We start from the raw sequence: 12,988 nt of genomic DNA, 5'->3' as shown, positions 1-12,988 counted from the left end.
ACCCGACCCCGGGTGACCGTTCGCCCGGGGTTCAAGCGATAGTGGAGTACGTGACTGCTGTTCCTCACCCCCGTTCCGAAGCCGGCGAACCCACCGGGTCCGGCCGCCGCAGCCTCGCCGTCGCGCTGCTGTTCGGCGCGCTCGGCGCGGCCGTTGCCCTGCTGTCCAGCCGACAGCGCTGGGCGGAGGGCACCGCGACGGTGGCCGGTGGCGACTTCCCGCTGACCGCCAGGGGCAGCGACGTCACGGGCGTCCCCGCGGCCCTCGCCATAGTGGGCCTCGCCGCGCTCGTCGCCGTCTTCGCCGTCCGCAGGGCCGGCCGCTTCCTGGTCTCCGGGCTGCTCGCGCTCTCCGGCGCCGGCATCGCCGCCGCGGCCCTGCTCGGCGCCTCCGACGGCTCCGCGCTCGACGAGAAGGCCGCCGAGGCCAGCGGCGACACGTCCGCCACGGTCGACGCCCTCAGCCATACCGGCTGGCCGTACGTCGCCGCGGCCGGCGGCGTGCTCATCCTGGTCGCCGGGCTGCTGGCGCTGCGCTACGGCCGGCTGTGGCCCGCCATGTCCGGCCGCTACGAACGCGGCACGGGGGCGGAGCGGCCGCGCCGCGCGCCGAAGCCGGTGGATCCGGACCGGCCCGAGGACATCTGGAAGGCGCTGGACCGGGGTGAGGATCCCACCGGCGCGTGACGCTTCGCTGGGGGCGCCGAAGAGGGGGTGGTCGGGCGCGGTGGGCGTGTGCGGCACCGTCGTGGTTGCGCGCGCAGTTCCCCGCGCCCCTTTCGGGGCGCTGAACTTCGGGGCGCTGAATTTGGGGCGATCAATAGTGATGTGGCGTATCAGACGCGTGTGATGGGCCACCCCCCGCCCCACGCACCCGGGGGCGTGCGGGACAATCGGGAGTGAGCGTCCGGAAGGACACGTACGAGCAACGAGGAGCAAGTCATGGCGGGCAACAGCCACGGTCACACCCCGGCCGCCTGGACCGGCGTCACCATCGCCTTCATCGGTTTCTGCGTCGCGGGCGCCTTCATGGTGATGGCGCAGCCGGTGGGTTTCTGGGCCGGTATGGCGATCGTGGTCCTCGGTGGTGTGGTGGGCGGCATCATGCGTGCCATGGGCCTCGGGATGCCGAAGCAGGCCCCCCTGGTGACGTCCCACAGCGCCGCCCCGGTCGCGACCCGGGAGCCGGTCGGCGCCGAGAGCTGACCGCCCGCGCTTTTCGAGGGGCGCCCCGGACCAGGTCCGGGGCGCCCCTCGCGCGCGTGTGCCGACCGTACGGGGCACAATGCGAGGCGTGAACGCCGACAGCCACAGCGCAGCCGTACCACCGGTGACGGCCTCCCTCCGGGGCCGGCTGGCCGTGCCCGTCTCCGTGCTGGGCGCCGTCGTCGGGGCCTTCGCCTACGTCGGCACCGTCGACCCCAACCAGCCCGGCCACTACCCGGTCTGCCCGCTCTACCGGCTCACCGGCCTGTACTGCCCCGGCTGCGGGGGCCTGCGCAGCGCACACGCGTTCGTCCACGGCGACCTTCTGGCCGCGCTGCGGGACAACGCCGCGGGCGTGATCGCCTATCTGGCCTTCGCCGTGGTGTGGACCGTCTGGGTGGTGCGCGCGGCACGCGGCCGACCTGCCCGGATCGAGCTCAGGCCGGTGGGGATGTGGAGCCTCGGCGCGTTGCTGCTGGTCTTCACCGTTGTCCGGAACCTGCCCTTCGGCGGCTGGTTGCATCCTTGATCAACTGGTGAACGTCCAGGTAGTGGGACCGGCGTCAACCGGATGCGAGGCCTGCGCCGTCCTGCGGATACCATCGATATGACCATGGGTTTTGACCCGACTGGAAGAACCGTCCGGAACCGGAAGGGGACCGCTCGCGTGAGTGTGCTCGACGAGATCATCGACGGAGTCCGTGCCGACCTCGCGGAGCGGCAGGCGCGCGTCAGCCTCGACGAGCTCAAGGAGCGCGCGGCGCAGGCACGGGCCGCCAAGGACGGCGTGGCCGCGCTGCGCGGTGAGGGCGTCAAGGTCATCTGTGAGGTCAAGCGCTCCAGCCCGTCCAAGGGCGCGCTGGCCGCGATCGCCGACCCGGCCGGGCTCGCCGCGGACTACGAGGCGGGTGGCGCGGCCGTCATCTCGGTCCTGACCGAGCAGCGCCGCTTCGGCGGCTCGCTGGCCGACCTGGAGGCGGTCCGGGCCCGGGTGGACATCCCGGTGCTGCGCAAGGACTTCATCGTCACGTCGTACCAGCTGTGGGAGGCCCGTGCGTACGGTGCCGACCTCGCGCTGCTGATCGTCGCCGCCCTCGACCAGCCGGCCCTGGAGTCGCTGATCGAGCGCGCCGAGTCGATCGGCCTCACCCCGCTCGTCGAGGTCCATGACGAGGACGAGGCCGAGCGCGCGGTGGACGCGGGCGCCAAGGTGATCGGTGTCAACGCGCGCAACCTGAAGACCCTGGAGGTCGACCGCTCCACCTTCGAGCGGGTCGCCCCCGAGATCCCCGACCACATCGTCAAGGTCGCCGAGTCCGGCGTCCGCGGCCCGCACGACCTGATCGCGTACGCCAACGCGGGCGCCGACGCGGTCCTGGTCGGCGAGTCCCTGGTGACGGGCCGCGACCCCAAGTCGGCGGTGGCCGACCTGGTGGCGGCGGGCGAACACCCCGCACTCCGGCACGGCAGGCCCTGATCACCCGGTAGGCTGATCCCGATGACTCCCACCGTGACGACCGTGGACCGGTACGCCCGCCTCGCGCGCGGCTGCCGCCCGAGGGGCTGCCGAGCCCCGGCGAGGCGTGTCCACGGCCGCCGGGTGCGGTACGTCATCGGTGACGAACCGGGACAGGTGAACGGACGTCGATGGCAGCGCGCCCCCCAGGGGCGCGGGGCTGTATCTGACTGTGCGACTCCGTCGCGCGAGAGCGACCGGCCACACACGGCCTGAGGTCGTACGACGAGCCCCGCCCCCACGGCGAACAGTGTCTTTTCCACACACTCACCGTGAGGTTTTCGCATGCCCAGCGATTTCTTCTTCCCTGACCCGACCGGTCAGGTGCCCAGCGCCGAGGGCTACTTCGGCGCCTTCGGCGGCAAGTTCATCCCGGAGGCCCTCGTCGCCGCCGTGGACGAGGTCGCCGTCGAGTACGACAAGGCCAAGCACGACCCCGAGTTCGCCCGCGAACTCGACGACCTGATGGTCAACTACACCGGCCGCCCCAGCTCCCTCACCGAGGTGCCCCGTTTCGCGGAGCACGCGGGCGGCGCCCGGATCTTCCTCAAGCGCGAGGACCTGAACCACACCGGCTCGCACAAGATCAACAACGTGCTCGGCCAGGCCCTGCTCACCAAGCGCATGGGCAAGACCCGCGTGATCGCGGAGACCGGCGCCGGCCAGCACGGCGTGGCGACGGCCACCGCCTGCGCGCTGTTCGGCCTCGACTGCACCATCTACATGGGCGAGATCGACACCCAGCGCCAGGCCCTCAACGTGGCCCGGATGCGCATCCTCGGCGCCGAGGTCATCGCCGTGAAGTCCGGCAGCCGCACGCTCAAGGACGCCATCAACGAGGCGTTCCGCGACTGGGTGGCCAACGTCGACCACACCCACTACCTGTTCGGTACGGTCGCCGGCCCGCACCCCTTCCCGGCGATGGTCCGCGACTTCCACCGAGTGATCGGCGTCGAGGCCCGCCGCCAGATCCTGGAGCGGGCCGGCCGGCTCCCCGACGCCGCGATCGCCTGCGTCGGCGGCGGCTCCAACGCCATCGGCCTCTTCCACGCCTTCATCCCCGACGAGGGCGTCCGCCTCATCGGCTGCGAGCCCGCGGGGCACGGCATCGAGACCGGCGAGCACGCGGCCACCCTCACCGCCGGCGAGCCCGGCATCCTGCACGGCTCCCGGTCGTACGTCCTCCAGGACGACGAGGGCCAGATCACCGAGCCGTACTCGATCTCGGCCGGTCTGGACTACCCCGGCATCGGCCCCGAGCACTCCTACCTCAAGGACTCCGGCCGCGGCGAGTACCGCGCGGTCACCGACGACGCGGCCATGCAGGCCCTGCGCCTGCTCTCCCGCACCGAGGGCATCATCCCGGCCATCGAGAGCGCCCACGCCCTCGCGGGTGCCCTTGAGGTCGGCAGGGAGCTCGGCAAGGACGGGCTGATCGTCGTCAACCTGTCCGGCCGCGGCGACAAGGACATGGACACCGCCGCGCGCTACTTCGGCCTGTACGACACCGACGCCGAGGTGGCCGCCGACGCCGCCGCCACCGCCGAGATCGAGGGGGACGCCAAGTGAGCGGGAACATTCAGCTGCTGTCCGGCACCCTCGCCGGTGCCAAGGCCGAGGGCCGTAGCGCCCTGATCGCCTACCTCCCGGCCGGGTTCCCGACCGTGGACGGCGGCATCGAGGCGATCAAGGCCGTGCTCGACGGCGGCGCGGACGTCGTCGAGGTCGGACTGCCGCACAGCGACCCGGTCCTCGACGGCCCGGTCATCCAGACCGCCGACGACATCGCCCTGCGCGGCGGCGTGCGGATCGCGGACGTCATGCGCACGGTCAAGGAGGCCTACGAGGCCACCGGCAGGCCGATCCTCGTCATGACGTACTGGAACCCCATCGACCGCTACGGCGTCGAGCGCTTCACCGCGGAGCTCGCCGAGGCGGGCGGCGCGGGCTGCATCCTGCCCGACCTGCCGGTGCAGGAGTCGGCCCTGTGGAGGGAGCACGCCGAGAAGCACGGTCTCGCGACGGTCTTCGTGGTGGCGCCGAGCAGCAAGGACGAGCGGCTCGCGAAGATCACCGCGGCGGGCAGCGGCTTCGTCTACGCGGCCTCGCTGATGGGCGTCACCGGTACGCGTGAATCGGTCGGGACGCAGGCCCAGGACCTGGTGGAGCGCACCAGGGCCACCGGCACCGGCCTGCCCGTCTGCGTCGGCCTAGGCGTCTCCGACGCGGCCCAGGCCGCCGAGGTCGCCGGCTTCGCCGACGGCGTGATCGTCGGTTCGGCCTTCGTGAAGCGGATGCTGGACGCGCCGGACCACGCGGCCGGCGTCGCGGCCGTCCGCGAGCTCGCCGGGGACCTGGCGAAGGGCGTGCGCGGACAGGCGTAGACCCGCAGGCGTAGACCTACCGGGGTACCGCCGGACACAACAGAACATTCGGTCACTCGAACGGGTGGACCTGGGACCGGGGAGGCGCGGTGCGCCTCCCCGGTTCGTTCTGGGGGTGTGAGCGAGAAGAATCGTGACGGAAAGCGGATGGCCCGTGAGCGGCTGGCGGCCGAGCGCGAGAAGCAGCGGGCCGCGGACAAGCGGCGGCGCGCGCTGATCGTGGGCGCGAGCGTCGTCTGCGTCCTGGGCCTGGCGGCTGTGATCGGCGTGGTCGCCGCGAACGCGGGCAAGGACAAGAGCAGCGAGAGCTCGGGCCCGGTCGTGGCGCCCTCCGGCGCGCAGGGCAAGGACAGCCTCGCGATCCCGGTCGGCAAGGACGACGCCAAGGCGACGCTCACCGTCTGGGAGGACTTCCGCTGCCCGGCCTGCCAGGCCTTCGAGACGGCGTACCGCCCGACGCTCCACGAGCTGGTCGACGCCGGCAAGCTCAGAATCGAGTACCACCTGGTCACGCTGATCGACGGCAACCTCGGCGGCAGCGGCTCCCGGAACGCGGCCAACGCGGCGGCCTGCGCCCAGGACGCCGGGAAGTTCCGCGACTTCCACGACGTGCTGTACGAGAACCAGCCGAAGGAGACCGACGACGCGTTCGCCGGCAACGACAAGCTGATCGAGCTGGCCGGCAAGGTCGAAGGGCTGAACACGCCGGCGTTCCAGAAGTGCGTCAAGAACGGCACGCACAACTCCTGGGTCGTGAAATCCAACCAGGCCTTCCAGGCGGGCAAGTTCAACGGCACCCCGACCGTCCTGCTCGGCGGCAAGAACATCTACGAGGACCAGACCATGACCCCGGCCAAGCTGAAGCAGCTGGTCGAGGACGCGAACAAGCAGTAAGCGGGGGTAAGCGTTTCTCACGTCCCCGTTATGGAGCCGTAGCCGGGCTGGTTGCCGTCGGCCCGGTCCGGCACGGTAGCGTCGACCCTGCCATGGAAGAACTTGCCTACATTCCCAGCCCGTCGCGCGGAGTGATCCACCTCGGACCCATCCCGCTGCGCGGCTACGCGTTCTGCATCATCATCGGTGTCTTCGTAGCCGTCTGGCTCGGCAACAAGCGCTGGATCGCCCGGGGCGGGCGGGCCGGCACCGTGGCCGACATCGCGGTCTGGGCCGTACCGTTCGGCCTCGTCGGCGGGCGCCTCTACCACGTGATCACGGACTACGAGCTGTACTTCAGCTCGGGCCGCGACTGGGTCGACGCGTTCAAGGTCTGGCAGGGCGGCCTCGGCATCTGGGGCGCGATCGCGCTCGGTGCGGTGGGTGCGTGGATCGGCTGCCGGCGCCGGGGCATCCCACTGCCCGCCTACGCCGACGCCATCGCCCCCGGCATCGCCTTCGCCCAGGCGATCGGCCGCTGGGGCAACTGGTTCAACCAGGAGCTCTACGGCCGCGAGACCCACGTTCCGTGGGCCCTGCACATCACCTCCTCCGAGGGCGGCCGGATCCCGGGCTACTACCACCCGACCTTCCTCTACGAGTCGCTGTGGTGCATCGGCGTCGGCTTCCTGGTCATCTGGGCCGACCGCCGCTTCAAGCTCGGACACGGCCGCGCCTTCGCCCTGTACGTCGCCGCGTACTGCGTGGGCCGCGGCTGGATCGAGTACATGCGCGTCGACGACGCCCACCACATCCTCGGCCTGCGCCTCAACGACTGGACCGCGATGATCGTGTTCCTGCTCGCGGTGCTGTACATGGTGCTCTCGGCGAAGAAGCGGCCGGGCCGGGAGACGGTGGTCGAGCCGGGCGCCTCCGACGATGCCGTCGAGGCCGGCGGTGACACCGAGGCCGGCGGTGCCGGTGAGGCCGTTGAGGCGAAGGGCACCGAGGCCTCCGGCGACGAGGCCGAAGCCGAAGCCGAGTCCAAGGCCGAGGATGACGCCGACGACGAGGCCAAGGACGAGGTCAAGGACGAGGCCGGGTCGGGGACCAAGAAGAGCTGACCTGCTGCCGTACGACGAAGAGGGCGCCCGGGATCGAACCGGGCGCCCTCTTCGTGTGCGGACCGACGGGTCGCGCCGAGTCCGGCACCGCCGGACAACGCCGTTGTGGGTCTCGCCGTTGCGGCGGAAGAAAATGCCGGCGAAGGGGGTCGCCTGCGGAAGGGGTCAGCGGCGGTTCACCAGGGAGAGGGTTCTGCGGGCCGCTGCTACCACCGCTGCGTCGATGAAGCTGCCGTCGGGGAGGGCCTGGGCGCCCTGTTCCGTGGTGGCCGCCTTGATGACCGTCTCCGCCTGTTCCAGTTCGGCCTCCGTGGGGAGGTAGGCCCGTTCGATGATCGGGAGCTGGCGGGGGTGGATCGCGGCGCGGCCCAGGAAGCCCAGGGCGCGGCCGTGCGCGCAGGAGGCGGCGAGGCCGTTGAGGTCGCGGGTGTCGGGGTGGACCGACTGGGGCGGTGGGGCGAGACCCGCGGCCCGCGCGGCGACGACGATCCGGGACCGGGACCAGTCGAGGCCGATGTCGTCCCGTACCCCCAGGTCGGCCCGTAGGTCCGCCTCGCCCAGGGAGATGCCCCGCAGGGCGGGGTGGGCGCCGGCGATGGCGTAGGCGTGTTCGATGCCGAGGGCCGATTCGAGCAGGGCGTAGAGAGGGAGGACGGCGGTCCGGGTGGCCAGGTGGCGGATGTCTTCGGGGCTCGTCACTTTCGGGAGGCGCAGCCCGTCGAGGCCGGGGAGGCCGAGCAGGGCCTGGACGTCGGCCTGTGCCCAGGGCGTGTCCAGGCCGTTGATCCGGACGTGGACCGGGACCGGCTGGTGGTGGGTGAGGAGGTCGGCGGTGGCCGCGCGGGCGTAGTCCTTGCGGTCGGGGGCGACCGCGTCCTCCAGGTCGATCACCACCACGTCGGTTCCGGAGGCCAGCGCCTTGGCGACGACGTGCGGCCGGTCGCCGGGGACGTACAGCCAGGTCAGGGGGAAGGGCACGGTGGTCATACGGCGCCCTCCGCGCGCAGGGCCCGTACCTGGGCCGGGGTCAGGCCCAGCTCGGTCAGGACCTCGTCCGTGTCGGCGCCGTGCGGGCGGCCGGTCCAGCGGATCGCGCCGGGGGTGGCCGAGAGCCGGAAGAGGACGTTCTGCATGCGCAGCGGGCCCAGTTCGGGGTCGGGGACGGTGGTGATCGTGTTGAGGGCCTGGTACTGGGGGTCCTCCATGACGTCCCGTACGTCCTGGATCGGCGCGACCGCCGCCTCCGCCTTCTCGAACTCGGCCAGCACCTCGGCACGGGAGCGGGTGGCGACCCAGCCGCCGACGGCCGCGTCGAGGACGTCGGCGTGCGCGGCCCGGCCGGCACCGGTCGCGAACCACGGCTCGTCGATCAGCTCCGGGCGCCCGACCAGCCGCAGCACGCGTTCCGCGATCGACTGGGCCGAGGTGGACACCGCGACCCAGCTCCCGTCCGCCGTGCGGTAGGTGTTGCGCGGGGCGTTGTTGGCGGACCGGTTGCCGGTGCGTGCCTGGACGTAGCCGAGCTGGTCGTACCAGGTGGGCTGGGGGCCGAGGACGGCCAGGATCGGCTCGATGATCGCCATGTCGACGACCTGGCCCTCGCCGGTGCGGTCCCGGGCCGCGAGCGCGGTCATGACGGCGTACGCGGTCGCCAGCGCCGCGATGGAGTCGGCGAGCCCGAACGGGGGCAGGGTCGGCGGGGCGTCCGGCTCGCCGGTGATCGCCGCGAAGCCGCTCATCGCCTCGGCGAGGGTGCCGAAGCCGGGGCGGTGGGCGTAGGGGCCGAACTGGCCGAAGGCGGTGACCCGGGTCAGGACCAGCCGGGGGTTGGCGGCGGACAGCTCCTCCCACCCCAGGTCCCACTTCTCCAGGGTGCCGGGGCGGAAGTTCTCGATGATCACGTCGGCGGTGGCGGCGAGCCGGAGCAGGGTGGCTCGGCCGCCGGGCTTGGACAGGTCGAGGGTGAGGGTGCGCTTGTTGCGGCCGAGCAGCTTCCACCACAGGCCGACGCCCTGTTTGGCCGGGCCGTGGCCCCGGGAGGGGTCGGGTTTGGCGGGGTGCTCGACCTTGATGACCTCGGCGCCGAAGTCACCGAGCAGGGTGGCGGCGAGCGGGCCGGCGAAGAGGGTGGCGAGATCGAGGACGCGCAGACCGGTGAGGGGCGGCGGAGGGGGCGGGGACTCGGGGTGCACCGCCGTACTCGTGGCTGTCGTGGCTGTCGTGGCTGTCGTGGCTGTCGTGGCTGTCGTGGGTGTCGTGGGTGTCGTGGGTGTCGTGGGTGTCGTGGGTGTCGTACTCATGCGGTGTACTGGGCCTCGATCTCCGGGCGGTACGGCATCGACTCCGTCGCCCCCTCCCGTTGTACGGAGATCGCCGCCGCGGCGGCCGCCCAGGACAGGGCCTCGCGGATCGGCTTCTCCTCGGCCAGGGCCACCGCGAGGGCGCCGACGAAGGTGTCGCCCGCGCCCGTCGAGTCGACGGCGGTCACCCGGGGTGCGGGGATGACGAGGGGGACGGCGTCGCGGGTGAGGTAGAGGCTGCCGGCCGCGCCGAGCGTGACCACGACCTGCGGTACCCGGTCGAGGAGCGCGGCCGCCGCGTCGCGCGGGTCACCGCGGTCGGTGAGGGTGGCCGCCTCCCGCTCGTTGGGCACCAGCAGGTCGATGTTGTGGAGGAGTTCGAACGGGAGCGGGTGGGCGGGGGACGGAGTGAGGATGGTCCGGACGCCGTGGCGGCGGGCGGCCTGCGCACCGGCCACCACCGCGGCGAGGGGGATCTCCAGCTGGAGCAGGAGCGTGTCGGCGGAGGCGATGACGCCCTCGTCGCCGGGCGCCAGGTGGTCGACGGTGCCGTTCGCGCCGGGGACCACCACGATCGCGTTGCCGCCCTCGTCGTCCACGACGATGTGCGCGGTGCCGGAGGGGCCCTCGATCGTGCGCAGCGAGTCCGTGTCCACGCCGGAGTGTTCGAGGGTCTCGCGCATCCGGGCGCCGTAGACGTCGTGGCCGACCGCGCCGATCATCGAGACGGTGGCGCCGGCGCGGGCGGCGGCGATCGCCTGGTTGGCTCCCTTGCCGCCGGGGATCGTGCGGAACGCCCGTCCCGTCACGGTCTCGCCGAGCTGCGGGGCCTTCTCGGCGTACGCGACGAGGTCCATGTTCATGCTGCCGAGTACGGCGATGTGGGTCATGAGCGGGTCGCCTCCAGGTGGGTGAGGTGGGCGAGGGTGTCGAAGCCGGTGCTGTCGAAGCCGGCGACGGAGGTGGCGAGTCGGTTCTTGAGCGGGGTCGTCCAGCGGTCGGGGAGCGCGTCGGGGTCGCCCGCGAGCAGACCGGCGACGGAGCCGGCGGTCGCCCCGTTCGAGTCGGTGTCCCAACCGCCGCTCACCGCGCGGCAGACGGAGCCGGTGAAGTCGCCGTCGGCGTGGGTGAGGGCGGCGGCGATCAGAGCGGTGTTGGGGATGGCGTGCACCCAGTGGTGGGTGGGGGAGTGGGCGGCGTGGAGTTCGTCCACGACGGTGTCGAAGTCGTCGTGTTCTTCGGCGAGCCGGATCGCGTGGTCGACGGCGTGGGCCAGCCGGGAGCGGGGCGGGATCACCGTGCGGCCGGTGCGCAGACAGGCGTGGACGTCGTGGGTGCCGGTGGCGGCGGTGGCGATGACGGCCGCCGTGAACATCGCCGCGTAGACGCCGTTGGCCGTGTGGGTGAGGGTGGCGTCGCGGTGGGCCTGTTCGGCCGCGGCGGCCGGGTCGCCGGGGTTGGTCCAGCCGTGCACGTCGGCGCGGATGAGGGCGCCGATCCACTCCCGGAAGGGGTTGCGGTGGCGGGCGGTGTGCGGGGGCTCGATGCCGGTGAGGAGGTTGCGGTAGGCGATGCGTTCGGCGGTGAAGGTACAGCCGGCGGGGAGTTCGTCGAGCCAGAGCGCGGCGACGTCGGTGGTGGTGAAGTCCTTGCTGTGGCGTTGGAGCAGGAGGAGGTTGAGGAGGGGGTAGTTGAGGTCGTCGTCCTCGGGCATGCCGTCGATGTTCTCGGCGAGGGAGGTGAGGGCCGAGCGGCGGTTCCAGGGGTGGGCGGAGAGGAGTTCGGCCGGGACGCCGTGGGCGGTGAAGTACTGGTTCAGAGGCCAGTTGCCGGTGGCGCGGGCGAGTTCGCGGATGGCGTGCAGGGGGAGCTTCTCTACGGGCTTGCCGAGAAGACAGCCGACGGCTCTGCCGAGCCAGGCGGCGTGATAGGCGCGGGCGGGTGGGGGCTGGGGCGGGGTGGGGACGCTTGCCGGCGCTGGCCGGGTGCCGCTGCGCCCACCCGTGCCGCCCTGCGGCACGCCTGCCCGCAGCTGTGGAGCTGAAAGGGGGCGGCTGGACAGCGCCCCTTCAGGGGCGCGGGGCTGAGACATCTGCGGCTCCGCCGCGTGGGCGCGATCAGCCCCCACCGGGCCGCAGCTGTACGACGGCCACTGCGGACACAGCGCCTTGATGTCGTCCAGATCCGTCGGCTCGTTCAATCTGCTCGGCAGGTCCGCGAGTTCGTCGAGCAGGTCCTCCGCCAGCTGGCGGAGATAGCGCGAGGCCCGCCGCTCCGACGCACCGGCCCGGCTCGGTGCGTCCGTGCCCCCCGCCGCCCGCCACCTCGCCTCGACGGCCGAGGGCTCCCGGCCGTCCTGCCGGGCCTGGCGCAGCTCATGGCCCAGCAGATCCTCCGGCTGGACCCAGGTCAGACGGAGCAACTCGGGCCTCCGAGGCGGGCGAAGGACTCCTCGTGGGCGCGGCGGCGTTCCCTGTCGAGGGTGAAGATCTCGCGGGTCACGGCGGCCAGCGTGCGGGGCGGTTCCCAGAGGTCGAGGCGGCTGGCCTCCGCGACCCGCTTCGACCAGTCCTCCGGAACCGGCGAGCCCAGCGCGCCGGCGATCGCGCCCGCCATCGTCGCGATGGAGTCGCAGTCCCGGCCGTAGTTGACGGAACCGAGCACGGCCTGGCGGTAGTCGCCGTCGGCCACCAGCAACATGCCCAGGGCGACGGGGAGTTCCTCGATGGCGTGGAGGCGGGAGGGGCGGCGGGCGCCGAGGGAGGGGGCGCGGTAGTCCGGGCCGACCGTGTCGTAGGGGGCGACGGCGGCGCGGAGCGGGACGAGCGCGGACTCGAAGTCGGAGTGCTGTGCCGCCGTTTCACAGACGTGTTCGATCGCCTCGCGGGTGCCGTCCTTCGCCAGGGACAGACAGGCCGTGACGACCGAGTCCGGTGTCGCGCCGGGCGCCGCTGCCGCCGCCACCGCCGCCGCGAAGACGCCCGCCGCCTCCCTGCCGTACGACGACTGGTGGGCGCCCGTGATGTCCAGCGCCTCGGCGTACGCGGCCCGCGGGTGTGCCGCGTTGACCAGGCCGACCGGGGCCATGTACATCGCCGCACCGCAGTTGACGATGTTGCCGACGCCGGCTTCCCGGGGGTCGGTATGGCCGTAGTGGAGGCGGGTCGCCAGCCACTTCTCCGCGAGGAAGATCCGGTGGAGGGGGATGGTCTCCGTCTCCAGTTCCGGGATCCAGCGGGGGTTGGTCATCAGGTCGGGGACCAGGTGGTCGGCGATCGCGTACGCGTCGAGATGGTCGCGGACCCGGCCGTACACCCGGACCAGCGCATGGGTCATCAAGGTGTCGTCGGTGACGTGCCCGTCGCCCTTGTGGTACGGCGCGATGGGGCGGGCGGTGCGCCAGTCGTCGCCGTTCCAGGGGCCGACGATGCCGTGGACGCGGCCGCCGTGGCGTTCGAGGATCTGGTCGGGGGAGTAGCCCTCGACCGGACCGCCGAGGGCGTCACCGACCGCGGCCCCGACCAGTGCTCCGGTGATCCGGTCGTCGAGCGAAGCTCCGGCGCTTTCTTCTCCTTTGGGCGTCATG

14 protein-coding genes are annotated in these 12,988 nt (G+C 72.4%); 9 read left to right on the top strand and 5 right to left on the bottom strand.

From position 1 onward, the window contains the following. Positions 1-41 precede the first annotated feature (41 nt). The 9 genes from KVT45_RS01510 (at position 42) to lgt (ending at position 7,102) form a co-directional block, all read left to right on the top strand. Positions 42-686 (top strand): TIGR02234 family membrane protein, encoded by a 645-nt coding sequence (locus KVT45_RS01510; protein ID WP_217544492.1) that lies wholly within the window; start codon positions 42-44, stop codon positions 684-686. Between the two features lie 255 nt (positions 687-941). Then, positions 942-1,205: an HGxxPAAW family protein gene (locus tag KVT45_RS01505; protein ID WP_217544490.1), complete on the top strand. Its 264-nt coding sequence runs from the start codon at positions 942-944 to the stop codon at positions 1,203-1,205. A gap of 79 nt (positions 1,206-1,284) precedes the next feature. Then, complete coding sequence (locus KVT45_RS01500) at positions 1,285-1,734, top strand: DUF2752 domain-containing protein (protein ID WP_217544488.1); 450 nt, start codon at positions 1,285-1,287, stop codon at positions 1,732-1,734. A 138-nt stretch (positions 1,735-1,872) separates the two neighbouring features. Then, the gene (gene trpC, locus KVT45_RS01495) at positions 1,873-2,682 is read left to right on the top strand and encodes an indole-3-glycerol phosphate synthase TrpC (protein ID WP_089101040.1); all 810 of its coding nucleotides are present in this window, start codon (positions 1,873-1,875) and stop codon (positions 2,680-2,682) included. Positions 2,683-2,703: 21 nt separating this feature from the next. After that, the gene (gene trpM / locus KVT45_RS58360) at positions 2,704-2,937 is read left to right on the top strand and encodes a tryptophan biosynthesis modulator TrpM (protein ID WP_368857548.1); all 234 of its coding nucleotides are present in this window, start codon (positions 2,704-2,706) and stop codon (positions 2,935-2,937) included. Positions 2,938-3,006: 69 nt separating this feature from the next. After that, positions 3,007-4,290, top strand: coding sequence for a tryptophan synthase subunit beta (gene trpB / locus KVT45_RS01490; RefSeq protein WP_217544486.1), 1,284 nt, complete (start codon positions 3,007-3,009; stop codon positions 4,288-4,290). Next, positions 4,287-5,105 (top strand): tryptophan synthase subunit alpha, encoded by an 819-nt coding sequence (trpA, locus tag KVT45_RS01485; RefSeq protein ID WP_217544484.1) that lies wholly within the window; start codon positions 4,287-4,289, stop codon positions 5,103-5,105. The genes trpB and trpA overlap by 4 nt, the downstream gene beginning before the upstream one ends. 117 nt (positions 5,106-5,222) lie before the next feature. Continuing rightward, positions 5,223-5,999, top strand: coding sequence for a thioredoxin domain-containing protein (locus tag KVT45_RS01480; RefSeq protein WP_217544482.1), 777 nt, complete (start codon positions 5,223-5,225; stop codon positions 5,997-5,999). 92 nt (positions 6,000-6,091) lie between these two features. Beyond that, the gene (gene lgt / locus KVT45_RS01475; RefSeq protein ID WP_217544480.1) at positions 6,092-7,102 is read left to right on the top strand and encodes a prolipoprotein diacylglyceryl transferase; all 1,011 of its coding nucleotides are present in this window, start codon (positions 6,092-6,094) and stop codon (positions 7,100-7,102) included. 165 nt (positions 7,103-7,267) lie between these two features. On the opposite strand, the gene KVT45_RS01470 is transcribed toward lgt, so the two are convergent. Genes KVT45_RS01470 through KVT45_RS01450 form a run of 5 tightly spaced genes read right to left on the bottom strand, consistent with a single transcriptional unit; the run spans position 7,268 to position 12,987 of the window. Further along, positions 7,268-8,089: a CoA ester lyase gene (locus KVT45_RS01470; protein WP_217544478.1), complete on the bottom strand. Its 822-nt coding sequence runs from the start codon at positions 8,087-8,089 to the stop codon at positions 7,268-7,270. Further along, the gene (locus KVT45_RS01465; RefSeq protein ID WP_217544476.1) at positions 8,086-9,402 is read right to left on the bottom strand and encodes a CaiB/BaiF CoA-transferase family protein; all 1,317 of its coding nucleotides are present in this window, start codon (positions 9,400-9,402) and stop codon (positions 8,086-8,088) included. Before KVT45_RS01465 ends, KVT45_RS01470 begins: the two co-directional genes overlap by 4 nt. Next, the gene (rbsK, locus tag KVT45_RS01460) at positions 9,399-10,292 is read right to left on the bottom strand and encodes a ribokinase (protein ID WP_217544474.1); all 894 of its coding nucleotides are present in this window, start codon (positions 10,290-10,292) and stop codon (positions 9,399-9,401) included. The genes KVT45_RS01465 and rbsK overlap by 4 nt, the downstream gene beginning before the upstream one ends. After that, positions 10,289-11,824, bottom strand: coding sequence for an ADP-ribosylglycohydrolase family protein (locus tag KVT45_RS01455; RefSeq protein ID WP_217544472.1), 1,536 nt, complete (start codon positions 11,822-11,824; stop codon positions 10,289-10,291). The genes rbsK and KVT45_RS01455 overlap by 4 nt, the downstream gene beginning before the upstream one ends. Then, complete coding sequence (locus tag KVT45_RS01450) at positions 11,812-12,987, bottom strand: ADP-ribosylglycohydrolase family protein (protein WP_217544470.1); 1,176 nt, start codon at positions 12,985-12,987, stop codon at positions 11,812-11,814. Before KVT45_RS01450 ends, KVT45_RS01455 begins: the two co-directional genes overlap by 13 nt. Position 12,988: the final 1 nt, after the last annotated feature.

It is taken from the genome of Streptomyces sp. GbtcB6, from assembly GCF_019091475.1.
GTDB lineage: Bacteria > Actinomycetota > Actinomycetes > Streptomycetales > Streptomycetaceae > Streptomyces > Streptomyces hyaluromycini.
The sequence above is the reverse complement of the archived record's forward strand: the minus strand, read 5'-3'. Positions and strand labels throughout refer to the sequence as shown.